The sequence below is a fragment of the Jeotgalibacillus salarius genome (assembly GCF_004405125.1).
Classification (GTDB): domain Bacteria; phylum Bacillota; class Bacilli; order Bacillales; family Jeotgalibacillaceae; genus Jeotgalibacillus; species Jeotgalibacillus salarius.
Genome location: NZ_SORX01000005.1, coordinates 190,531 through 213,506 on the forward strand (window position 1 = coordinate 190,531; position 22,976 = coordinate 213,506).

19 protein-coding genes, 1 other RNA gene and 1 other annotated feature are annotated in these 22,976 nt (G+C 41.5%); of the genes, 16 read left to right on the forward strand and 4 right to left on the reverse strand.

Annotated elements, in window-relative coordinates:
• Nucleotides 1–4 precede the first annotated feature (4 nt).
• Both tgt and yajC read left to right on the forward strand, forming a co-directional pair.
• The gene (gene tgt / locus E2626_RS10310) at nt 5–1,144 is read left to right on the forward strand and encodes a tRNA guanosine(34) transglycosylase Tgt (RefSeq protein ID WP_134381667.1); all 1,140 of its coding nucleotides are present in this window, start codon (nt 5–7) and stop codon (nt 1,142–1,144) included.
• Between the two features lie 33 nt (nt 1,145–1,177).
• The gene (yajC, locus tag E2626_RS10315) at nt 1,178–1,450 is read left to right on the forward strand and encodes a preprotein translocase subunit YajC (protein WP_134381668.1); all 273 of its coding nucleotides are present in this window, start codon (nt 1,178–1,180) and stop codon (nt 1,448–1,450) included.
• A 51-nt stretch (nt 1,451–1,501) separates the two neighbouring features.
• On the opposite strand, the gene E2626_RS10320 is transcribed toward yajC, so the two are convergent.
• Nucleotides 1,502–1,879 carry a TIGR04086 family membrane protein gene (locus E2626_RS10320; protein WP_134381669.1) on the reverse strand — a complete coding sequence of 126 codons (378 nt, stop codon included), beginning with the start codon at nt 1,877–1,879 and terminating at the stop codon, nt 1,502–1,504.
• Between the two features lie 91 nt (nt 1,880–1,970).
• Between E2626_RS10320 and E2626_RS10325 the strand changes: the two genes are divergently transcribed.
• Entirely contained in the window at nt 1,971–2,606 is a 636-nt protein-coding gene (locus tag E2626_RS10325) for a DUF421 domain-containing protein (RefSeq protein WP_244094302.1), read from the forward strand.
• Here the strand turns inward: E2626_RS10325 and spoVB are convergent.
• Nucleotides 2,593–4,092 (reverse strand): stage V sporulation protein B, encoded by a 1,500-nt coding sequence (gene spoVB / locus E2626_RS10330; protein ID WP_166786791.1) that lies wholly within the window; start codon nt 4,090–4,092, stop codon nt 2,593–2,595. The two genes, E2626_RS10325 and spoVB, sit on opposite strands and share 14 nt — an antisense overlap.
• 99 nt (nt 4,093–4,191) lie before the next feature.
• Here spoVB and E2626_RS10335 point away from each other — a divergent pair, with 99 nt between their 5' ends.
• The 7 genes from E2626_RS10335 (at nt 4,192) to dtd (ending at nt 13,397) form a co-directional block, all read left to right on the forward strand.
• Nucleotides 4,192–4,512, forward strand: a complete 321-nt coding sequence (locus E2626_RS10335) for a post-transcriptional regulator (RefSeq protein WP_134381671.1) — start codon at nt 4,192–4,194, stop codon at nt 4,510–4,512.
• 151 nt (nt 4,513–4,663) lie between these two features.
• On the forward strand, nt 4,664–6,934 hold the full coding sequence (secDF, locus tag E2626_RS10340; protein ID WP_134381672.1) for a protein translocase subunit SecDF: 2,271 nt from the start codon (nt 4,664–4,666) through the stop codon (nt 6,932–6,934).
• A gap of 376 nt (nt 6,935–7,310) precedes the next feature.
• Complete coding sequence (locus E2626_RS10345) at nt 7,311–7,649, forward strand: LapA family protein (RefSeq protein WP_134381673.1); 339 nt, start codon at nt 7,311–7,313, stop codon at nt 7,647–7,649.
• 84 nt (nt 7,650–7,733) lie between these two features.
• Nucleotides 7,734–10,088 carry a single-stranded-DNA-specific exonuclease RecJ gene (gene recJ / locus E2626_RS10350; protein WP_134381674.1) on the forward strand — a complete coding sequence of 785 codons (2,355 nt, stop codon included), beginning with the start codon at nt 7,734–7,736 and terminating at the stop codon, nt 10,086–10,088.
• A complete protein-coding gene (locus E2626_RS10355; RefSeq protein WP_134381675.1) occupies nt 10,079–10,591 on the forward strand; it encodes an adenine phosphoribosyltransferase in 513 nt (170 codons plus the stop codon). Before recJ ends, E2626_RS10355 begins: the two co-directional genes overlap by 10 nt.
• 157 nt (nt 10,592–10,748) lie before the next feature.
• Complete coding sequence (locus E2626_RS10360; protein WP_134381676.1) at nt 10,749–12,941, forward strand: RelA/SpoT family protein; 2,193 nt, start codon at nt 10,749–10,751, stop codon at nt 12,939–12,941.
• 18 nt (nt 12,942–12,959) lie between these two features.
• The gene (gene dtd / locus E2626_RS10365; RefSeq protein ID WP_134381677.1) at nt 12,960–13,397 is read left to right on the forward strand and encodes a D-aminoacyl-tRNA deacylase; all 438 of its coding nucleotides are present in this window, start codon (nt 12,960–12,962) and stop codon (nt 13,395–13,397) included.
• A gap of 160 nt (nt 13,398–13,557) precedes the next feature.
• On the opposite strand, the gene E2626_RS10370 is transcribed toward dtd, so the two are convergent.
• Nucleotides 13,558–15,093: an N-acetylmuramoyl-L-alanine amidase family protein gene (locus tag E2626_RS10370; protein ID WP_166786792.1), complete on the reverse strand. Its 1,536-nt coding sequence runs from the start codon at nt 15,091–15,093 to the stop codon at nt 13,558–13,560.
• Nucleotides 15,094–15,232: 139 nt separating this feature from the next.
• Nucleotides 15,233–15,448: a binding site (T-box leader), on the forward strand.
• Nucleotides 15,449–15,520: 72 nt separating this feature from the next.
• On the opposite strand from E2626_RS10370, the gene hisS reads away from it, so the two are divergent.
• The 6 genes from hisS (at nt 15,521) to E2626_RS10400 (ending at nt 21,683) form a co-directional block, all read left to right on the forward strand.
• Entirely contained in the window at nt 15,521–16,786 is a 1,266-nt protein-coding gene (hisS, locus tag E2626_RS10375) for a histidine--tRNA ligase (protein ID WP_134381679.1), read from the forward strand.
• A gap of 12 nt (nt 16,787–16,798) precedes the next feature.
• Nucleotides 16,799–18,574 carry an aspartate--tRNA ligase gene (gene aspS, locus E2626_RS10380; protein ID WP_134381680.1) on the forward strand — a complete coding sequence of 592 codons (1,776 nt, stop codon included), beginning with the start codon at nt 16,799–16,801 and terminating at the stop codon, nt 18,572–18,574.
• A gap of 57 nt (nt 18,575–18,631) precedes the next feature.
• A non-coding RNA gene (gene ssrS, locus E2626_RS10385) (6S RNA) lies at nt 18,632–18,820 on the forward strand.
• 145 nt (nt 18,821–18,965) lie between these two features.
• Nucleotides 18,966–19,724: a tRNA threonylcarbamoyladenosine dehydratase gene (locus tag E2626_RS10390; protein WP_134381681.1), complete on the forward strand. Its 759-nt coding sequence runs from the start codon at nt 18,966–18,968 to the stop codon at nt 19,722–19,724.
• 92 nt (nt 19,725–19,816) lie between these two features.
• Entirely contained in the window at nt 19,817–20,749 is a 933-nt protein-coding gene (locus tag E2626_RS10395; RefSeq protein WP_134381682.1) for an ABC transporter ATP-binding protein, read from the forward strand.
• Nucleotides 20,742–21,683, forward strand: a complete 942-nt coding sequence (locus tag E2626_RS10400) for an ABC transporter permease (RefSeq protein ID WP_134381683.1) — start codon at nt 20,742–20,744, stop codon at nt 21,681–21,683. The genes E2626_RS10395 and E2626_RS10400 overlap by 8 nt, the downstream gene beginning before the upstream one ends.
• A gap of 26 nt (nt 21,684–21,709) precedes the next feature.
• Here E2626_RS10400 and E2626_RS10405 read toward each other — a convergent pair whose 3' ends face one another.
• Nucleotides 21,710–22,972: a replication-associated recombination protein A gene (locus tag E2626_RS10405; protein ID WP_134381684.1), complete on the reverse strand. Its 1,263-nt coding sequence runs from the start codon at nt 22,970–22,972 to the stop codon at nt 21,710–21,712.
• Between the last annotated feature and the right edge of the window lie 4 nt (nt 22,973–22,976).

A 22,976-nucleotide genomic window follows, 5' to 3' on the forward strand; every position in this document is an offset into this window, starting at 1 on the left:
TTTTTTGAGTGCAATCACATATGAACATATTAAAACATGTAAACAGACAGGTGCCCGGCTGGGAATCGTGCACACGCCGCACGGCTCTTTCGAAACGCCGACATTCATGCCGGTGGGAACGATGGCTACAGTCAAAACAATGTCACCGGAAGATTTGAAGGAATTAAATGCAGGTATTATTTTAAGTAACACGTATCACCTCTGGCTGCGTCCGGGCCACGATATTATTAAAGAAGCGGGTGGACTTCACAAGTTCATGAATTGGGATCGCCCGATATTGACTGATTCAGGCGGCTTCCAGGTGTTTTCACTGAGTAAATTCCGTAATATTCAGGAAGAAGGCGTACATTTCAGAAATCATATTAATGGAGACAAGCTATTCCTTAGCCCTGAAAAAGCAATGGAAATTCAAAACGCGCTGGGCTCAGATATTATGATGGCATTTGATGAATGCCCGCCATATCCTGCTGAAGAAAAGTATATGAAAGATTCCGTTGAAAGGACGACAAGATGGGCTGAACGTTGTCTGGAGGCTCATGGCCGTCCTGAAGATCAGGGTCTGTTTGGTATTGTGCAGGGAGGAGAGTATGAACACTTGCGCCGTCAAAGTGCCAACGACCTTGTATCTATGGATTTTCCGGGTTATGCAATCGGCGGACTTTCAGTTGGAGAACCTAAAGATGTCATGAATCGTGTACTGGAATTCACAACCCCCTGGCTGCCGGAAGATAAGCCTCGATATTTGATGGGTGTTGGATCTCCTGACTCTCTGATAGATGGTGCGATGAGAGGGATCGATATGTTTGACTGTGTGCTGCCAACGCGTATTGCCCGAAACGGGACCTTAATGACAAGTGAGGGCAGACTGGTTGTAAAGAATGCGAAGTATGCTCGCGACTTTTCTCCAATCGATCCTAACTGTGATTGCCATGTTTGTAAAAATTATTCAAGAGCGTATATCAGACACTTAATTAAATGTGAAGAAACGTTCGGAATTAGACTTACGACTTATCATAACCTTCATTTTCTGATAAACTTAATGGGGAATGTCCGCCAGGCGATAAAAGAAGACAGACTGGGAGACTTTCGTGAAGAGTTTTTTGAGCAATACGGTTTCAACCAGCCGAATGCAAAAAACTTTTAATAGATATATGAAAGAAAGGGGGAGTTTAGTGTAATGGATATGATCGTAACCTTGCTGCCGCTTATTCTGATGTTCGGATTAATGTACCTTTTCTTAATCCGACCTCAGCAGAAGCGTCAGAAAAAAGTTGCAGAAATGCAAAATAGCTTAAGTAAAGGTGACAAGATTGTCACGATTGGTGGTCTGCACGGATTCATTGATGCAATTGATGAAGGTCAGGTAGTTGTTAAGTGTGGAGATGGAAGCCGCTTAACTTATGACCGCAACGCAATTCGTGAAGTGGTAGAGAAAGATTCAGTCATGTAATACAAAAATAAAAAAGCTGCAGCTGCAGCTTTTTTATTTTGCATGAATATGCTAACTGTCTTTTGAGCGTCCGAATACATTAACGCCTGCGATACCACCGGCCATCCCGCAAGCGAGTAAAAGACCGTAATGAATCAGGTGAGACCATTCAAAAGTTGACTCTTTCAATAACAGTGCCCCGCCAATTACACCCAATGCGGTAAGAAGACCGATATAAATTCCTTTTTGACCGGAGGCAGCACTTCCGATGATACTCCCGATACATACAGCGGCAGCACCTGCCATGCCGTGCCACTTCTGTAAAGAGAATTCAGTGATATCAGTAAAGTGCAGAATTGATGCTGCTACAGCCGCATACAGGCTAATCATAATGACTACAAGTCCAAAAGAGAGACCCAGGCCTGCAGCTGTCTTTTTCCACGTAACCATATTGATCACACACCCTTTCTTATAAACGATTTCAAATTTATTAAAATGCTGTTTAACGCACACACTAAGTGAAAGGTGGTGCGGAACATTGATAGAGATGTACAGTCTGATAGGTATAAAAGCGGTTACTTTATATTTGCTGATATTATTAATCTTCAGGCTGATGGGGAAGCGTGAAATTGGAGAACTGAGCCTGCTGGATCTGATTGTGTTTATGATGATTGCTGAGATGGCAGCTTTTGCGATAGAAGACCCTTATATGAGTTTTATGCAGGCTGCTTTTCCGATGGTTTTATTAATGGGTTTGCAAATCCTGTTATCCTGGTTCTCACTGAAATCAAAAAAGTTTCGTGATCTGATGGATGGCAGACCGTCTATATTAATTCATAATGGTGAACTTGTTGAAAATGAAATGAGAAAAAATCGATATAATATAGATGATCTTATGCAGCAGTTAAGAGAAAAAGAAGTTTTTGACCTGCAGGAAGTATCTTTTGCGATTTTAGAGCCTTCGGGTACATTGTCTGTGTTGAGAAAAGAGCGGAGTGCAGGTCAGCTCTCCCTTCCACTCGTGATGGATGGAAGAATTCAAAGCCGTCATTTAGATCTGATCGGGAAAAATGAAAGCTGGCTGAGAAAAGAACTGAAGGAACAGGGCCATAATGATGTAAAAAATATATTTTTTTGCACGTATGAAGATGGACAATGGTTTATCAGTTCTTCTTAAACACTTTGAAAAATGCCCAATCTTCGCGTTGAATCAATTGAACACGTGATGCCAGGAAACAAAATATAATGATCATGATCATGATTCTAACGGGCGCTTCCATGGATGAAATCCCTGTGTGAATGAGCCAGCAGCATAATGCGACAAGCAATATAGCTGCGTACTGTCCGATGGGTAATGGTAAATGACACAGTTTTTTAACAGTTTTAAAATGTAAAAATGTAACTGCTGCTGTGCCGATTGCAAGACCGATCGCTGCACCTTTAATATCTTCCAGATAAATCATAAAACCAGCCATAGCAGTCAGTTTAATCACAGATCCGATGATACTGTTGACCATGGCTTTGCCGGCAGCTTCAAATGCCTGAAGAACGGCATGTAATGGTCCCTGATAGTAATAAAAGATAAACAATAATGCCATCAGTTTTAATAGCCCTAATCCTTTATCTGAACCATACAAAAGCTGAAGAATTGTGTCTCCTTCGAGGAATAAAATAAGACAGCAAAGCGTTCCTGTTACTGCGGACAGTCTTAAAGCCTGGGTGATTCTGTGCATGACAGCACTTTCCTGGGATAATGCTTTGGCTTCACTTATAGAAGGAACAAGTGCCATGCTGAGCGATACTGTAATAAATGATGGGAGCAGCAGGACAGGCAGAATAAAGCCGGTTAAAAGGCCGTAATCAGCTGTTACCGCTGTTGCCGTCATTCCTGTGAATACAAGACACTTCATCACAATTACAGGTTCAAGAAACCAAGCAACTGAGCCGACAAATCTGCTTCCTGCGCTTGGAAGTGCAATTTTAAGCAGCTTATTTGCCGTATAGATAAAAGTTTTTTCTGACCTTACATTCGCTTTTTCTTTTTTGATTTTAAACATGAACAGCAAAAACAGCAGGGAGCATAATTCTCCAATTACAGCAGCGAGCATGGCTCCGCCAGCAGCATAGGCGGCACCTTTAGAGCTCAAAAAACCGACAGCTGCAATTAACAGGACAATCCGGATTGTTTGTTCAATAACTGAACCTGCTGCAGTAACGCCCATTTGCTGCCTGCCCATGAAGTAACCCCGTACAACTGCTGAAAAAGCAGCGATCGGTATTATTGGAAGCACAGCGATAAAAGGGATTAATGTTCTTTCATCGTTCAGAAGTGTCGAAGAAATAAAAGGTGCTGCAAAAAACAGGCAAGGGGTCAGAATGAGTGCCAATGAACCCGTTATCCATAATGACACTGACAGTATTTTACGGACGTCCTGTTCATTTTTATTAGCAGTCGCTTCTGATACATATTTTGAAATTGCAATCGGTAATCCGAGCTGGGTCACCGTGATTGCGAGCATGAGCGCCGGGAAAGTCATCATATAGAGACCTACGCCTTCTTCACCGGCCATATCTGCAAGAATAATTCTATGTACAAATCCCAATACTTTTGTCACTAACGCTGCTGCCATAAGCAGTAAGGTACCTTTAATAAGTTTTGACACTTTGTCCTCCATCTTCTCAAAAGCACATATTTTAGATACAATAAATCATATGCCATGATGATGAGCGGCTATGCCACAAATATAGAAGGGAGCAACAGAATGAATCAGCACACCAGCTACAAAGAAGCTTTTCCGGTTGTTGGTCCTGCTTTGATCAGTAAAGCGCAGGAACTCAGGCTGTATGGATATGATACGGCAACACCTGAAAACATATGGCGTTACTTAACCAACAAAAAATGGAAAAGAGAAAGTGAACATTTCAGACTCCACAAAGTCGTTCAGGAGATTCTTCAGGTGAAAGCCGGAGACTATATGAACTTTATGACAAATGAGCAATATAAACAGACAGCAGGCAGAACCGGGCTTGAGGATGAAGAATTACAACTTCTGCTGCATGGCAATCAGAATCATGAACATTAACTGACATAATCAGAGAGTTCGTTGACACCCACAGGGAAGTAATACATAATAAGTCTGTTGCTGAAATTTCAGTACAATTACAGACCTGTTACATGAGGGGCAGTTCTTATATAGTCATCGACTATATACATATGAGGAGGATTTTTACATAATGATTAAGCGCAGCAGGATTGTCGCGTTCTTTCTATTAGTCATATTAATTGGCGGCACGATTGGACTGACTTCCAATACAATTTTGAATAATATTAAACTGGGGCTCGACCTGCAGGGTGGGTTTGAAGTTCTCTATCAGGTAAATCCTGCCGAAGAAGGACAGGAAATTACTGAAGATGTCGTAGCAGATACAGCTGAAGCACTTGATCGGCGTGTCAACGTTCTTGGTGTAAACGAACCAGTCATTCAGGTTGAAGATGGAAACAGAATCCGTGTTCAGCTTGCTGGTGTTGAAGATCAGAACCAGGCACGTGAAATTCTTTCAACGGAAGCAAACCTGACATTTCGTGACGTTAATGACGAGGTGAAAATGACCGGTGCTGATCTTGTTGAAGGCGGCGCGACACAGACATTTAACCCTGACACAAACGCACCAATCGTTCAGGTAGAACTGAAGGATGCAGATCAATTCGGACAAATCACTCAGGAAATTTTAGCAATGGCACCTCAAAATCAGCTGGTCATCTGGCTTGATTATGAAGAGGGCGATTCGTACGAAGAAGAAAGAACGAAAGAAGATCCTAAATTTATTTCAGCACCGAATGTAAGTGAGGTACTGAATACTGATACAGTTACCATCACGGGAAACTTTACACTGGAAGAGGCTAATAATTTAGCGGACTTGTTAAGTGCAGGCTCATTACCAGTTGAGCTTGAGGAAGTATATTCTACTTCAGTAGGTGCTTCGTTCGGACTGCTTGCGATGGAACAGACTATATTAGCAGGCATTGTCGGCGTTTCGCTTATTTTTCTATTTATGCTTGCCGTTTACCGTTTCCCAGGCTTTATCGGGATTGTTACGCTTTCAGTATATATTTATCTTATTCTGGTGATCTTTGACTGGATGAATGGTGTGCTGACGCTGCCGGGTATTGCAGCCTTAATTCTTGGTGTTGGTATGGCGATTGACGCCAATATTATCACTTATGAGCGGATGAAAGAAGAATTAAGAGTTGGCAGAACTGTTCGTGAAGCCTGGAAAAAAGGCAGCAGTTCATCATTGCTGACGATTGTAGATGCAAACGTGACAACAATGCTTGCCGGTATCGTACTTTTCACATTTGGTACGAGTTCTGTAAAAGGTTTTGCAACGATGCTGCTGATCAGTATTGTGACAAGCTTCATTACGGCAGTGTTTGGAACCCGCTTGTTTATGAGTCTTTGGGTGAGAAGTAAATTCCTTGATCAGCGTAAAGGCTGGTTTGGGGTTAAAAAATCAGAGATTCTTGAGTATAAGGAAGACGAAGAACCCGATTCACTCGATCTGCCTACAAAGTTTGACCGCTTTGACTTCGTAACAGTAAGAAAGAAGTTCTTTATTCTATCTGCTGTATTACTTGTCGCCGGTCTGGCAGTTCTACTGGCATTCAGACTAAACCTGGGTATTGAATTTACTGAGGGTTCTAGGATGGAAGTTTTATCTGAGACACCGTTGACGAATGAATCTTTTGCGGAGGATATTGAAGCAGCAGGTTACGAGGCTTCTAATGTTGTTATTTCAGGTAATAATCAGGAAATTGGTGTTGCCAGATTTTCAGAAGAACTGGATCAATCTGAAATTGCTGAATTGAGATCATTTTTCACTGAAGAATATGGATCAGATCCTAACATTTCTACCGTCAATCCGGTTATCGGAGAAGAGTTGGCAAGAAATGCGTTATTGGCAGTAGCAATCGCTTCAATCGGAATTATCTTATATGTAACACTTCGTTTTGAATGGCAAATGGCCGCCGCGTCAATTGTTGCGCTTGTCCATGATGCATTCTTTATCGTAGCCATCTTCAGTTTAACAAGACTTGAAGTGGACATTACATTCATTGCTGCAGTGTTAACGGTTATAGGTTATTCAATTAATGATACCATCGTAACCTTTGACAGGCTCAGGGAAAATATGCGCAAGATGAAGCGTATTGAGACGAAAGAAGAGCTGGCTTCAATCGTGAATAAATCACTGAGACAGACGCTTGGCCGTTCTGTGAATACAGTATTAACAGTCGTATTGGTAGTTGTTGCACTGATTATATTTGGTGCCACATCTATATTAAACTTCTCGATCGCTTTATTGATCGGTTTAATTGCAGGTACGTATTCATCAGTGTTTATCGCTGCACAGCTCTGGTATGTCCTGAAGAAACGCCAGTTGAAAAAGAATGGTGTTCTGGTTACGTACAAAGAGAAAAAAGAATGGACTGACGAACCAGTCGTATAATACAAAGAGGATGGGACATAAGCTGTCTCATCCTCTTACTCGTTTCGCTGCGCTTCAGGCGGACGCTTTCCGCGCGGCCGGCGGTGAGCCTCCTCATCGCTTCGCGCCTGCGGGGTCTCACCTGTCCGTCTTCTCGCGCTGGAGTCACCGCCTTACGCTCCGCTACACTTAGATTTAATATAAATATTGTTTAACTAAACAAAAGAGTTTGTTTTGTCTCAGCCTCTTTTTACATCTAAAATTCGTTAATGGTAAACAATATTGAATACATTTGACGAACCCAAAGGCTGTTTAGGAATAAAGTCTCTGCATAGAGGGTAAAAATTATTAAGTTCTTGTTGAATATTGATATAATAAGAAGAAAGGAGGTTATGACATGAAATTTCAGTGGACATTAATATTAGGTATTGTATTTGCACTTATTGTAGCCATTTTTGCAGTCATTAACGTAGATCCTGTCACAGTTAACTTCGGATTCTCAGAAGCTGATCTTCCTCTCATACTAGTCATTCTCGGATCAGTCCTAATGGGTGGGATTATTATGGGTTCAGTCGGACTCTTCAGGCTGTTTATTGCTCAAAGAAAAGTGAAGCAGCTTGAAACGGAAAATAAGCAGTTGAATGAAAAGCTTACAGAAGCACAAAAATCGCAAAATGGAGAATTGCCAAGCCGCGAAGAGTATCGTAAAACTGCACCTGACTCAGCGGGAGAATGATTCACAAACATATCATTGCCTCTTCAGTTCATTGAATCATGACGATTGCTCATGTATAATGAAGACATCTGAAGAGGTGAAATTATGCTAACGTCTAAAACAAGATGGAATGTTAGGGAGAGCAGCACAGCTGAAACTGAAAAGCTTGCAGCTGATCTTAACATTCCGCTTTTTATTGCAAAATTACTGGTACAAAGAGGAATGACAACCTCTGAACTTGCAGCTGATTTTTTACATATTGATAAGAAGGAATTTCACGATCCATTTTTATTCAGCGATATGGAAAAAGCTGTAGAGCGAATTCAACTTGCCATTAAACAAAGTGAATCCATTTTAATTTATGGGGATTATGATGCTGATGGCGTAACAAGTACTTCAGTGATGCTGAGCGCGCTGCAAAAACTCGGTGCACAGCCTGACTTTTATATTCCAAATCGGTTTACCGAAGGATATGGGCCCAATGAAGAAGCTTTTCGCTATGCGGCAGAACAGGGTTACAAGCTTGTTATAACTGTTGACAATGGAATATCGGGAGTTCAGGAGGCCAGAGTATTAAAAGAGCTTGGTGTAGATCTCATCATCACGGATCATCATGAAGCCGGACCTGAAATACCTGAAGCATATGCAATTATTCATCCGAATCTCGAAAATGGTTCCTATCCATTCAAAGAACTTGCCGGTGTCGGGGTTGCATTTAAACTGGCTCACGCATTATTAGGTGAACCACCAGTTGAACTGATGGATCTTGCAGCAATTGGAACAATCGCTGACCTTGTACCATTAACGGGTGAAAACCGTTTATTAGTGAAGAAAGGGCTTAAACAGCTAAGAACTTCTGAACGCAAAGGACTTCACGCTTTACTGAAAAAATCAAGCGCTTCTATACATGAAGCTGATGAAGAAACAGTAGGGTTTGCAATCGGGCCGCGCTTGAATGCGGTTGGAAGACTTTCTGATGCCGATCCGGCCGTCGAGTTATTGATGACTGATGATCCGGCAACTGCTGAGGCACTTGCCAGTGAAATAGATGCAATGAATAAAGAACGGCAGTCGATTGTGGCGGAAATTTCCAAGGAAGCAATGGAAATGGCAGAATCACAATTTAATAACGATCGCGTTCTTATACTAACCAAAGAAGGATGGAATCCGGGGGTAGTTGGTATTGTCGCATCCAAGCTGGTAGAAAAATTTTACCGGCCGGTTATTATTCTGTGTGAAGATCATGGAAAGGGAACGGCAAAAGGATCAGCAAGAAGTATAGAAGGATTCAATATGTTTAAAGAGCTTTCTGAAAATCGTTCTATCCTGCCGCACTTTGGCGGACATCCGATGGCTGCGGGAATGACACTAAATTTACAGGATATAGATAAGCTGCGTATCAACCTGAACACTCAGGCTGAAAAAATGAGTGACGAAGATTTTATACCAGTCACAAACATTGATGTGAAGGCATCAGTTCAGGAAATTGATCTTGAATCAATTCAGCAACTGCAAATGCTTGCTCCTTTTGGAATGAAAAACCCTAAGCCAAAAGTGCTGATTGAACAGACTGATATCGCTTCTATCAGGAAAATCGGAGCTGGTCAGAACCACCTGAAGCTTTCGGTCAGACATGAAGACCAAGCACTTGATGCAATTGCATTTGGTATGGGAGAAGTTGCAGACCAGATTTCCCCGATTGCAAAGCTTGATTTAATCGGAGAGCTTTCTATCAATGAGTGGAATAATATGAAAAAGCCGCAGCTGTTTGTCAGTGACTTACGGATAAATGAATGGCAGTTATTCGATATAAGAGGCATTTCTCAGGCTGCAAGGTGGGCACCAACAATTCCTGATGATTCAATTGTGGTGGCGTTTAACCCAGCAACCGTTGAAAGGTTTAATCCTGTCCTGACTGATCACCATATTATGCTCATACAGACTCTTGAATCTGCTGCGAAATTAAATACTGATGATAAAACAGTTGTATTTCTCGATCTTCCTGAAGACTCGAACCTGCTCGAAGGTGTTTTACAGAGTTGTAAACCTTCCAGAATTTATGCGCATTTTTATCTGGAAGACCCGCAATTCTTCAGTTCTGTTCCAAAAAGAGAAGACTTTGCATGGTTTTTTGCTTTTTTAAAGAAAAGAAAAACATTCCATTTAAACCAGCATGGGAAAGCACTTGGTTCTCATAAAGGTTGGTCTATGGACACAATTAATTTTATGACAAAGGTGTTTTTTGAACTGGATTTTGTTACAATAAACGATGGATTCATTACGCTGAATGACCACATAGACAAGCGTGAGCTGACAGAATCCCCTGCTTATCAGGCAAAATCTAAGCTGGCTAATTTAGAGCAGGAATTGTTATATTCATCATTTCAGGATTTTAAAAAATGGTTTGAAGAGCGCTCTGGGTGGATGGAGCAACTTGAGGAGGAAAAGTTATGGATTTAAAGCAATACGTGACAATAGTGGAAGACTGGCCGAAAAAAGGCGTGCGTTTTAAAGATATTACTACTTTAATGGACAATGGTGATGCATACCGTTATGCAACTGATCAAATTGTCGAGTATGCAAAAGAAATGAACATTGATCTTGTTGTAGGTCCTGAAGCGCGCGGGTTCATTATCGGTTGTCCGGTTGCTTATGTTCTGGGAGTAGGCTTTGCTCCAGTAAGAAAAGAAGGTAAACTGCCTAGAGAAACAGTAAAAGTTGACTATGGCTTAGAATATGGAAAAGATGTTCTGACAATTCATAAAGATGCAATCAGACCTGGACAGCGTGTTCTGATCACTGACGATCTTCTAGCTACTGGTGGTACGATTGAAGCAACAATTAAGCTGGTTGAAGAACTTGGCGGTGTTGTTGCAGGTTGTGCATTCCTGATTGAATTAACTTATCTGAATGGCCGTGAAAAATTGAACGGTTACGACATGCTTCGCTTAATGGAATATTAATGAACAATTGTTAAAAGAGTCCTTCTTCAGGGACTCTTTTTAATATATTTCCGCTTTATTTAATGAAATGTCTGTAATGGCTTTACATAAATTGATTTTTTATTAATAATAGAAACAATACTCAAAACTACTAAACATGATAAAGGTGATAAATTGTATGGCAAATGATCGGGTGCTTACCGTTGAAGAAGTGTTCGAGATTACCTCTAGTTATATGAATGAAAGTCAGGTAGAGTTCGTTCAAAAAGCATATCTACTGGCTGAAGAAGCACACAAAGAGCAGTTCAGAAAATCAGGTGAGCCTTATATCATCCACCCTGTTCAAGTTGCAGGTATTCTTGCTGAACTTCAAATGGATCCATCCACAGTCGCGGCAGGATTTCTTCATGATGTAATTGAAGATACTATTTTTACGTATGTGGATCTGGCTGAAAAGTTTAACGAAGAAGTTGCCATGCTGGTTGACGGCGTAACTAAACTGGGTAAAATTAAATATAAATCGAAAGAAGAACAACAGGCGGAAAACCATCGTAAAATGTTTATCGCGATGGCACAGGATATCAGAGTGATTTTAATTAAACTCGCTGACCGTCTTCATAATATGCGGACATTAAAGCATATGCCCGTGGAAAAACAGATACGTATTTCCAATGAAACGCTTGAAATATTTGCACCGCTAGCACACAGGCTAGGGATATCCACAATTAAGTGGGAGCTGGAGGATACATCTCTCAGATACCTGAACCCTCAGCAGTATTACCGTATCGTTAATCTGATGAAGAAGAAACGCAATGAGCGTGAAGAATATGTAGAGGAAGTCATCACTGAAATCAAACAACAGGTGAAAGATGTTGGGATAGACGTTGATATTCTTGGCAGACCAAAGCATATTTATTCTATTTATAAAAAGATGGCGGTTCAGAATAAACAGTTCAATGAAATCTATGATCTTCTTGCTGTGCGTGTAGTCGTTGACAGTATAAAAGACTGTTATGCAGTCCTGGGTATCATTCATACCTGCTGGAAGCCGATGCCGGGACGATTCAAAGATTACATTGCAATGCCGAAGCCAAATATGTACCAGTCTCTTCATACAACGGTTATTGGTCCAAAAGGTGATCCGCTTGAAGTGCAGATCAGAACAGCTGATATGCACCGGATTGCTGAATATGGTGTTGCTGCACACTGGGCATATAAAGAAGGTACGGTAGTAAATGAAGATAGTAAACAGACGATCGAGAAAAAATTAACATGGTTCAGAGAGATCCTTGAATTTCAGCAGGATTCATCAGACGCTGAAGAATTCATGGATGCTTTAAAATTCGATTTATTTTCAGATATGGTATATGTATTCACACCTAAAGGCGACGTAATGGAACTGCCATCGGGTTCAGTTCCAATCGATTTTGCCTATCGTGTTCACTCGGAAATTGGGAACAAAACAATAGGTGCCAAGATTAATGGTAAAATGGTTCCTCTTGACTCAGCTCTGCAAACGGGTGATATTATCGAAATTATGACGTCTAAGCATTCATATGGTCCGAGTCAGGACTGGCTAAAACTGGCACAGACGTCACAGGCAAAAAATAAAATTAAAGCATTTTTCAAAAAACAGAGACGTGATGAAAATGTTGAAAAAGGCCGCGATTCAGTAGATCGTGAAATTCGTGCGCTCGATTTCTCACCAAAAGAAGTGCTGACGGAAGAAAATATGAAACGTGTGTATGAAAAATATAATTTTGCGAGTGAAGAAGACCTTTATGCAGCTGTCGGCTACGGAGGCATTACCGGTGCTCAGATTGCAAACCGTTTAACTGATCGCCTGCGCAAATTACGTGATGAAGAAGATACACTTGAAAAAGCCATGGCAGATATAAAACCGCCGTCCACCAAAAAGAAAAAGGATGCAGGCGTTACTGTTAAGGGGATAGATAACCTGCTGGTCAGACTATCAAAGTGCTGCAGTCCTGTGCCTGGAGATGAAATCATCGGTTTTATTACGAGAGGCCGTGGCGTATCTGTTCATAGAAGCGACTGCCCTAATATTCAGGGTGACTCTGAGGCAAGACTGATCCCGGTAGAATGGGAAGGGACCACTGAAAATAGAAAAGAATACAATGTTGACATTGAAATTTCGGGCTATGACAGGAGAGGTCTGCTGAACGAAGTCCTGCAGGCTGTGAATGAAACGAAGACAAATATTTCAGCGGTAAGCGGTAGAAGTGACCGTAATAAAATGGCTACGATCAGTATGTCGATCATGATTCAGAATGTGACACACTTGCAGAGAGTAGTTGACCGGATCAAACAAATACCGGATATTTACGCTGTTCAAAGAATCGTAAATTAGTTTGGGAGGCACATGATTTTGAAAGTTGTCGTTCAGCGAAGTAAAGAAGCAAAAGTGACAGTAGAAGGTCAGGTTGAAGGTAAAATTGATTCAGGATTAGTCCTTTTAGTTGGCATCAGTCAGGAAGATACAGAATCTGACTGCCGTTATGCTGCAGACAAAATTGCAAACCTCCGTATATTTGAAGATGAGGAAGGTAAAATGAACAATTCCGTACTGGAACAGGGTGGAGAAATCCTGTCTATTTCACAATTCACTCTCTATGGTGATACGAAAAAGGGGAGACGACCTAATTTTATGAATGCTGCCAAACCTGACCATGCTGAGCCTTTGTATAAAAGATTTAATGATTTATTAATAGAAAAAGGGATTAAGGTGGAAACAGGAGTTTTCGGTGCAATGATGGACGTATCACTCGTCAATGATGGACCTGTCACTCTAATCGTTGAAAGTTAAAAAAGCGCTTCTCCGAAAAAATCGGAGAAGCGCTTTTAATAATTTGAAGCTCTTTTTTTGCGCAGCTGGTGGCTGAAGCTTTAAGGGAGTGAAACCTGCATCAGACTGCGGAAAGTACCAGGTTGATGAGGAAACCAACAGCCAACCTAAATAGAGCCATTTAATTAGAAAAGTAATCAGTCAGACCATTATAAATCCCTTTAGCAGCGATTTCTCTGAAACGGTCATTCGTTACCGACGCTTCTTCTGAAGGGTTACTAATAAAACCGAGTTCTAAAAGTACAGATGGAGCTACATTATCTCTTAAAACCAGGAAGTTACCGTGATGCACGCCGCGGTTTTTTATTGTCATACTGTCAGACAGACCTTCGTGAACGGAGTCAGCGAGAAGTTCATCAGGCCCCCCATAGTAATAAGTAGTGAATCCTTTCACACTCCGATCATGAATTGCATCATAATGAATAGACACAAAAGCGTCTGCATGATGATCTTTTGAAGCAGCAACACGGCTGTAAAGATCAATATAACGGTCATCTTCCCGCGTCATTATGACATTTGCACCAGTACTTGATAGCATATGGTAGAGTGCTTCAGCGGTTCTGATCGTTAATGATTTTTCTAAGGTTCCTGCAGCCCCGATAGCTCCGCCGTCACGACCGCCGTGACCTGCATCTATGACGATTGTAGCGTCAGAAATTGATTTTACCGGTTCATCACTTTCTTCCTCAGTTTGCACTGCTACTTCCTGATCAGTCGAAATAATCCAATTAGCAATATATCCGCTGCCACCGCCAGGTATAGTAATTTCAAACCAATCTCCATTTTGACTTACAATTGAGAAAGACTCTCCGGCATTGGCTTTGTATAAAACCGGAGCGTCTGTAGAAGCCTCAGTTCGTATATTCGAACCATTATATAAAATAGTCACTTTTTCACTTTCAGCAATCTCCATATTGCTTTCTGCGTGAATGCCGCGCTCAGTAAACCAGGCTGCAATCCAACCATTTTGACCGGACTCATACTCGATTCTGAGCCATTCACCTGACTGCTCTTCTACTGTAAAAGAGTCATATAAATTAACCGTTCCAACAACTTCAGCATTTCGATCCGGTTCGTCGCGTACCTGAAGTCCATCAACAGTGATATGAATGTCATCCGTGCTTGTTTCTTCGGGTGTTGCCTGAATCAATTCAGCATGGTATTCAACATAATCTGAGCTGATCCATCCGCTTAATGAGCCTGTGCTTATGTATAACCATCCGTATTTTTCGTCACTGACTGTTACCTGATCGCCTGTGTTCAGTGTGCCAATCACGCTTCCATCAGTAGAAAAATCAACTCTGACATTTAATCTGTCTACCAGAATCGTACCATTGCTATCTTCAACATTCGTTTCAGACGGCTGAACATCCTGTTGTTCTTCTGGAATGTCGTTGTCTGTACTTAATAGCCAATCGGCAATCCATCCTGTTCCATCATCAAGTGAAACTTCAACCCAACCGTTACTTCGCTGCAGCTCTGTGTAAGTATCGCCATCATTTCCTGAAGCAACTGCGGGATAGGAAAGCCCGGGACCTTCCCGAATCAGGATATTATCATGTGCAGATTCAACCACATTACCTTCAGCCGATACATTGACAATCGGAAAAAAAGAAATGAATAAAATAAAAGTAATCAGTCCAGACAGCAGTTTCAATCCTATCACCTCAAATTCGTCATGTCTTAATCATATAGAAAACTGAATCTATCGTCATTAGAATTTTTAAAATTAAATACTATGTTTAACCCCTTGACAACACAGCTTTTGGTGATTATGATTGATTACATTATATGAACGAATACCGATGATGGAGAATAGTAAACGAGAGAATGTATGTATAGAGAGAGTTTGCCACAGGCTGGAAGCAGACTTACATTACGCCTTGTTGAATGAACACTCCGTAGGTTTTTTCCTGAAATGCAGTAGGGAAGAACGTCAGCAGGCGTTAACTGCTTAAAGTGGAAGCTCAGGCTTCAATTAGGGTGGCACCGCGGAAAATCCCGTCCCTTGTTTTCGAACAAGGGACGGGATTTTTTTATTTTGTCTGCACACCAGCAGGATTTAATCGAAGGAGGAAATATAAATGGCAATTAATATACCCAGAGGTACTCAGGATATTTTACCTGGTGTCTCAGAGCACTGGCAGTTTATTGAACAGACTGCAGCAGAAATCTGCAGGCAGTATCAATATAAAGAAATTCGTACGCCGATCTTTGAACACACAGAGTTATTTGAAAGAGGCGTTGGAGATACAACGGATATTGTTCAAAAAGAAATGTATACATTTAAAGACCGGGGAGATCGGAATTTAACACTTCGTCCTGAAGGTACTGCAAGCGTAGTGCGTTCATATGTTCAGCATAAGATGCATGGTCAGCCGGTTCAGCCGGTCAAGCTGTTCTATACGGGGCCTATGTTCAGATACGAGAGACCGCAGGCAGGCCGTTTTCGTCAATTTGTTCAATTCGGTGTTGAAGCGATCGGCAGTGATGATCCTGCAATTGATGCAGAAGTCATTTCACTTGCAATGGAATTATACAGCCGTCTCGGATTGAAAAAAGTAAAGCTTGTCCTGAATAGTCTTGGGGATACAGAAAGCCGGAGCGCTCATAAAAATGCGCTCATTGAACACTTCAGTCCGAGAATTGATGAATTTTGTTCAGACTGCCAGGTTCGTCTCGATAAAAACCCGCTTAGAATTCTTGATTGTAAAAAAGACCGGGGACATGAATTGATAGAAAATGCTTCTTCCTTAAAGGATTATTTGAATGAAGATTCTCAACACTACTTTGAAAAAGTGAAGCGATATTTAGATGTTATGGGGATTGAATATGAACTTGATCCTAATCTGGTGCGCGGACTTGACTATTATAACCACACAGCTTTTGAAATTATGAGTGATGCTGAAGGCTTTGGTGCGATTACAACGTTGTGTGGAGGCGGCCGTTATAACGGACTGACTGAAGAAATTGGCGGTCCTGCATCGCCGGGCATTGGTTTTGCACTGAGTATTGAGAGATTGATGGCAGCACTTGAAGCTGAAAATATTGCGCTTCCGATCAATGATCAGGTGGACTGTTACTTTGTTGCAATGGGAGAAGCAGCGAAAGAAAAAGCAGTTGCTTTATCTTTTGAAGCCCGTAAAAATGGGTTAAGCGTTGAACTTGATTACCTGAATCGCAAAATGAAGGGGCAGTTTAAGGCGGCAGATCGTATGAAAGCAGCTAATGTTGTAATTATCGGTGAAGATGAGTTGAATACAGGTAAGGCAGCTGTAAAGAATATGGAAAGCGGCACACAGGAAGAAGTGCTTTTTGATGAAATTTTACAATATATAGAGAAAGCTTAGGGAGGAATTCAAATGTTTGGACGTTCATTTTACTGCGGTGAAGTACCTGAAGCCGCAATTGGAGAAAAGATTACTTTAAAAGGGTGGGTCCAAAAAAGACGGGACCTTGGAGGACTGATATTTATTGACCTGCGTGACAGGTCAGGCATCGTTCAGGTTGTCTTTAACCCTGAAACATCAAAAGAAGCGCTTGAGACTGCTGAAGGAATTCGCAGCGAATATGTTTTAAGTATTGAAGGTACTGTGCAGGCTCGGGGAGAGGGGACTGTAAACCCAAACCTCGCAACCGGATCAATCGAAATACAGGCAGAAGAAGTAACTGTTTTAAGCAGTGCAAAAACCCCTCCATTCGCGATCGAGGATAAAGCCGAAACTGCTGAAGAGATCCGTCTGAAGTATCGTTACCTTGATCTTCGTCGTCCTGTGATGGCAGAGACTTTTAAAATGCGTCACAGTATCACAAAGTCTGTTCGCAGATTCCTTGATGATGAGCAATTTATCGAAGTTGAAACACCAATGCTGACTAAGAGCACGCCTGAAGGTGCGCGTGACTATCTTGTACCGAGCAGAGTGCATGAAGGTGAGTTTTACGCACTGCCGCAGTCACCACAACTTTTTAAACAGCTGTTAATGGTCGGCGGTTTTGACCGCTATTATCAAATTGCGAGATGTTTCCGTGATGAGGACCTTCGAGCTGACAGACAGCCTGAGTTCACTCAGATTGATATTGAGACGAGCTTCATGAGCCAGGAAGACATCATGACGATGAACGAAAACATGCTTTTCCAGATGATGAAAGACGTGAAAGGCCTTGAAATTCAGCTGCCAATTCCGCGTATGACTTATTCGGATGCAATGGAACGTTTTGGTTCTGACAAGCCGGATACGCGTTTTGGTATGGAACTGATTAATGTTTCATCCATTGTTGAAAGTTCAGGCTTTAAGGTATTCAGTGGAGCAGTATCGAGCGGAGGTCAGGTTAAACTGATCAATGCAAAACAGGCAGCAGATCAGTATTCCCGAAAAGATATTGATGCACTTGGAGAATTTGCAGGTCGCTACGGAGCAAAAGGTCTTGCATGGCTAAAAGTAACAGAAGAAGGTTTTGCAGGACCAATTGCAAAGTTCTTTGATGAAAAAGAACAAAAAGAGCTGACTGCAGCAGCTGGAGCAGAAGCTGGAGATCTTCTTTTATTCGTAGCCGATAAGAAATCAGTTGTAGCGGATGCACTTGGTGCGCTCCGTTCGAAACTTGGTAAAGAGCTTGACCTGATCGATGAAACTGCATTTAACTTCCTGTGGGTAACTGACTGGCCGTTATTTGAGTATGATGAAGACGAGGGCCGTTATTACGCAGCACATCATCCTTTCACAATGCCGGTAAGGGAAGATCTTCACCTGCTGGATTCAGATCCTGGCGCAGTCAGAGCGCAGGCATATGACATAGTGTTAAATGGCTATGAATTGGGCGGTGGATCTCTTCGTATTTTCGAAAGGGACATACAGGAGAAGATGTTTGAAGTTCTTGGATTTTCTAAAGAAGAAGCAGTAGATCAATTTGGATTCCTGCTTGAAGCATTTGAATACGGCACTCCTCCACATGGTGGGATCGCACTTGGGCTTGACCGACTAGTTATGCTTCTTGCCGGAAGTACAAACCTGCGCGACACAATTGCTTTCCCAAAAACAGCGAGTGCAAGCTGTGTGTTAACAGACGCTCCGGGCCAGGTGAGCGAGGCACAATTGGATGAATTAAATCTATCACTGAATCTTCAGAAAAATCTATAATTTTTCGTCTTAACAATTGTTTTTTGATTAATCGTATGCTATGATGATTTCACAAGGTAAGTCCTGAAGTGTTCGTTTTAATATCCATCAGTTTTGACCGAACAATTCAATATCCGGGAGTTCGCGTTTTTCAGTCGCTTGCACGCCCTTTGCGGGGAAGCATAAAACTGAAAATAGGACACCCACCTGCTGAGAGCGGGTTCAAAACGATAGATTCCTACATCAAACGGCACAATCGGGATTTACCCACATCTTACATACGAAACAAGCCTGGAGCTTTTGCTCCGGGCTTGTTTTATGTAAGGTGTTGAAAAAGATAAACAGTAAGTTGCATGAAGTTAAAATTTACGCTATTCTAAAAACCGCTAATCCAATAAACGGAGTTGATCTTATGCTTCACCAATTTTCCAGAAATGAACTTGCGATCGGGTCGGAAGGACTTGATCTTTTAAAAGGTAAAACTGTAGCAGTACTTGGCATCGGAGGCGTTGGTTCTTTTGCGGCTGAGGCTCTGGCAAGAAGCGGAGTCGGCCGTTTGATCCTTGTAGATAAAGATGATGTGGATATTACAAATGTTAATCGACAAATCATTGCTTTACTGTCAACGGTTGGTCAGCCAAAAGCTGATCTGATGAAAGAAAGAATTGCGGATATTAACCCTGACTGCGAAGTACACTCTTTAAAAATGTTCTATACAGAAGAAACATACGAAGAGTTTTTCAGTTACGGTCTTGATTTTGTTGTGGATGCTTCAGACACAATATCATATAAGATTCATTTGATGAAGGAGTGTCTGAAAAGAGATATTCCAATTATTTCAAGTATGGGCGCAGCCAACAAAATGGATCCAACGGGCTTTCAGATTTCAGACATATCTAAAACGCACACAGATCCAATTGCGAAAATCATTCGAAAACACTTACGAAAAGATGGAATTAAAAAAGGTATTCCGGTTATTTTTTCAGATGAAAGTCCAATTATTACACGTGAAGAGGTAAATAAAACAGTCGGAAAAGAAAATGCGCCGATAAGAAAAGCAAAAATGCCGCCATCCTCGAATGCTTTTGTTCCATCAGCAGCAGGGCTGATTGCGGCAAGTTATGTAATGAGAGAATTCTTAAAGGATATCGAGATTAAAACTGTAAGATAAAAAACGGCTTTCATGCCGTTTTTTTATTTTGTCTGAAACTTTTTTCCATTTGGTGCGTAAATAGTATCAGAAAGAAAAAAGGGGAGTGGAAAATGAGCACGCAAGTTGTTGAACTTAGAAAAGTCACGAAAAAAATTCGCAGTAAAACAATTATTGATGATATTTCTTTCAACGTTTACACTGGTGAAGTTTTTGGTTTTCTGGGGCCAAATGGCGCTGGTAAAACGACGACAATCCGTATGATTGTGGGCTTGATGGAGATGTCTTCAGGTGACATTGTGATTAATGGTAAAAGTATTAAAACCGATTTTGAAGATGCAGTTCGCCATGTAGGCGCAATCGTTGAAAATCCTGAAATGTATAAATTCATGTCAGGTTATAAGAATTTAGTCCATTATTCAAGAATGTACAAAGGAATTTCCAAAGAAAAAATTGATGAAGTAGTCAAGCTGGTAGGTCTTGAAGGCAGGATCAATGAAAAGGTTAAAACATACTCTCTTGGTATGAGACAAAGACTTGGCATCGCTCAAAGTCTGCTTCATGACCCAAAAGTACTTATTCTTGATGAACCGACAAATGGACTTGATCCTGCAGGAATACGTGAGATCAGAGATTACATAAGAAAACTTGCAAAAGAAAGAGATATGGCTGTCATTGTCTCGAGTCACCTGCTTTCAGAGATGGAAATGATGTGCGACCGAATTGGGATTATTCAGCATGGGAAATTGAAAGATGTGCAATTAATTGAAGACTTTGTCGGCACGCAGTCTCAAGTATATAAAATTGAGATCTCGAATGCTGATCAGATCGTAGCCAAGATGAGAGCGTCATTTTCTGCTTGGGAGATTGAACTGGTGAATCAGGATCTGCTGATCAATTGTAAGAAAGAAGATATACCGGAAATTATCAAGTGGTGTGTCGAAGAAGGGGTTGCAGTGTATGGCGCAGCAAAGGCTGCAAGAACACTGGAAGACAGATTCCTTGAAGTAACCTCTGATAAAAAGGGGGAACCGGCTAATGTTTAATTTGATCAGAAATGAATGGATGAAGTTGTTCAGCAGACCGGCTACCTATGTGATGACCGGATTGATCGTCCTTGCTGTCATTGCTGCAACAGTCATTACGCTATTTATCAGCTCACTGGGAGAAGAACAGAGTGATAATTGGCAATCTCAGCTTCAGGCTGAAAATGCGCAGCTTGAACAGACAATTGAAAATGGGGAAGAATGGTTTGCGGGACAGGATCCGGAAGAACAGCTCGCGATCAATCAATATGCACTTGATAACAACATCCCTCCAAATGATATGAACACTGTCTGGACATACCTTGAGAACAGTACCTTTTTGATTTCAATCATCGGATTGTTTGCCATCATAGTCGCATCTGGTATCGTCGCAGGTGAGTTCTCCTGGGGAACGATCAAACTACTGATGATCCGGCCGATTGCCAGGTGGAAAATTCTTTTATCAAAATTTATAACGGTAGGTGCTTTTGGACTTTTCCTGGTGGCAATTACTGCAGTCCTTTCAGTTATTTTAGGATTTATCTTCTTTGATCCGGGTTCTTCCGTCAGACTTGTTTTTGAAGATGGACAGATAGTTGAAAAAAGTATGGCAGCATACATTGTGCGTGTATACTTGTTCAATTCAATTGATGTCATCATGCTGACAACGATGGCATTTATGATTTCAGCAGTTTTTCGCAGCAGTTCTCTCGCGATTGGGATCAGTCTGTTCCTGCTGTTTGTTGGCGGAACAGCAACAGGCTTTATCGCAGTATATTATGACTGGGCAAAATACAGTCTCTTTGCAAATACGAATCTTTCATTATACGAAATGAACATGCCGCTGGTTGAAGGGATGACGATGCAATTTTCCATCATCATGATCCTGATTTATTTCTCTGTATTTATGACATTGGCTTTTACTATTTTTACAAAAAGAGATATCGCTTCATAATAAAAAATAGGGTGCTCTTCGGCACCCTATTTTAATTTTTCGTATATTTGCTTTAAGGCCTGTTCAAACTTTCCTGTTTCTTTCGGTTCATAATAAGCTGCCCGTTTAATCGTGTCAGGTAAATACTGCTGCTTCACCCAGCCGCCCGAATAACTGTGAGGATACTTATATTCGGTTCCACGTCCAAGCTTTTCCGCTCCTTTGTAGTGCGCATCTTTTAAATGGTCAGGAACAGCGCCTGCTTTTCCTTTTCTAATATCACTTAATGCGCTGTCGATCGCTGAAATCGCTGAATTTGATTTCGGGGACAGACAAAGCTCAATCACTGCATTGGCAAGTGGAATACGTGCTTCAGGAAAACCGAGGCGTTCTGCTGATTCAATTGCAGCTAATGTTCGCTGACCTGCCTGAGGACTTGCTAACCCAACATCCTCGTATGCGATCACCAGCAGCCTGCGTGCAATAGTAGGTAAATCACCAGCTTCAATTAACCTTCCTAAATAATGAAGTGCTGCATTGGCATCACTTCCGCGAATTGATTTCTGAAATGCACTCATCACATCATAATGCGCATCGCCATCTTTATCATGAGAAAAGTATTTTTTCTGAAGACATTCTTCAGCTGTCTGGACGGTAATCTTTATCTTTCCATCTTCATTTTCTTTTGTTGACAAAACCGCAAGTTCTAAAGCGTTCAGTGCACTTCTAACATCGCCTCCGCTTGCTGATGCAAAGTGACCAAGCGCGTCATCAGTAATATCTATCACCTTATCGCCGAAACCTCTTCCGTTATCATGAATGGCTCTTTCAACAGCGGCTCTCATTTCACGCTCTTCAAGCGGCTTCAATTCAAAAATCTGGACTCTGCTTCTAATGGCAGGGTTAATCGCATGATATGGATTGCTGGTTGTTGCGCCAATTAAGATGACTGTGCCGTTTTCCAGATGAGGGAGTAAAAAATCCTGTTTAGTTTTATCGAGGCGGTGCACTTCATCCAACAGGAGAATTACACGGCCGGACATCTTACCTTCCTGAACAACTGCTTCCATATCTTTCTTATTATTGGACACTGCATTCAGCATTCTGAAGGCATATTTCGTACTGCCCGCAATTGCTGAAGCAATAGACGTCTTTCCAATTCCGGGAGGACCGTACAAAATCATCGATGACAACTGATTAGCCTCTACCATTCTTCTGATAATCTTACCTTCTCCAACCAGATGTTCCTGCCCGATGATTTCATCAATCTCAGCAGGACGCATTCTGAAAGCCAGTGGTTTAACTGCCATTTAA

Excerpts from the sequence above, each read along its gene's own strand:
- E2626_RS10360 (WP_134381676.1), top strand. The coding sequence starts at position 10,749 with ATGGCAAATGATCGGGTGCTTACCGTTGAAGAAGTGTTCGAGATTACC.
- E2626_RS10390 (WP_134381681.1), top strand. The coding sequence starts at position 18,966 with ATGCTTCACCAATTTTCCAGAAATGAACTTGCGATCGGGTCGGAAGGA.
- hisS (WP_134381679.1), top strand. The coding sequence starts at position 15,521 with ATGGCAATTAATATACCCAGAGGTACTCAGGATATTTTACCTGGTGTC.
- recJ (WP_134381674.1), top strand. The coding sequence starts at position 7,734 with ATGCTAACGTCTAAAACAAGATGGAATGTTAGGGAGAGCAGCACAGCT.
- E2626_RS10335 (WP_134381671.1), top strand. The coding sequence starts at position 4,192 with ATGAATCAGCACACCAGCTACAAAGAAGCTTTTCCGGTTGTTGGTCCT.
- E2626_RS10400 (WP_134381683.1), top strand. The coding sequence starts at position 20,742 with ATGTTTAATTTGATCAGAAATGAATGGATGAAGTTGTTCAGCAGACCG.
- E2626_RS10355 (WP_134381675.1), top strand. The coding sequence starts at position 10,079 with ATGGATTTAAAGCAATACGTGACAATAGTGGAAGACTGGCCGAAAAAA.
- E2626_RS10320 (WP_134381669.1), bottom strand. The coding sequence starts at position 1,879 with ATGGTTACGTGGAAAAAGACAGCTGCAGGCCTGGGTCTCTCTTTTGGA.
- E2626_RS10405 (WP_134381684.1), bottom strand. The coding sequence starts at position 22,972 with ATGGCAGTTAAACCACTGGCTTTCAGAATGCGTCCTGCTGAGATTGAT.
- yajC (WP_134381668.1), top strand. The coding sequence starts at position 1,178 with ATGGATATGATCGTAACCTTGCTGCCGCTTATTCTGATGTTCGGATTA.
- secDF (WP_134381672.1), top strand. The coding sequence starts at position 4,664 with ATGATTAAGCGCAGCAGGATTGTCGCGTTCTTTCTATTAGTCATATTA.
- E2626_RS10395 (WP_134381682.1), top strand. The coding sequence starts at position 19,817 with ATGAGCACGCAAGTTGTTGAACTTAGAAAAGTCACGAAAAAAATTCGC.
- E2626_RS10345 (WP_134381673.1), top strand. The coding sequence starts at position 7,311 with ATGAAATTTCAGTGGACATTAATATTAGGTATTGTATTTGCACTTATT.
- aspS (WP_134381680.1), top strand. The coding sequence starts at position 16,799 with ATGTTTGGACGTTCATTTTACTGCGGTGAAGTACCTGAAGCCGCAATT.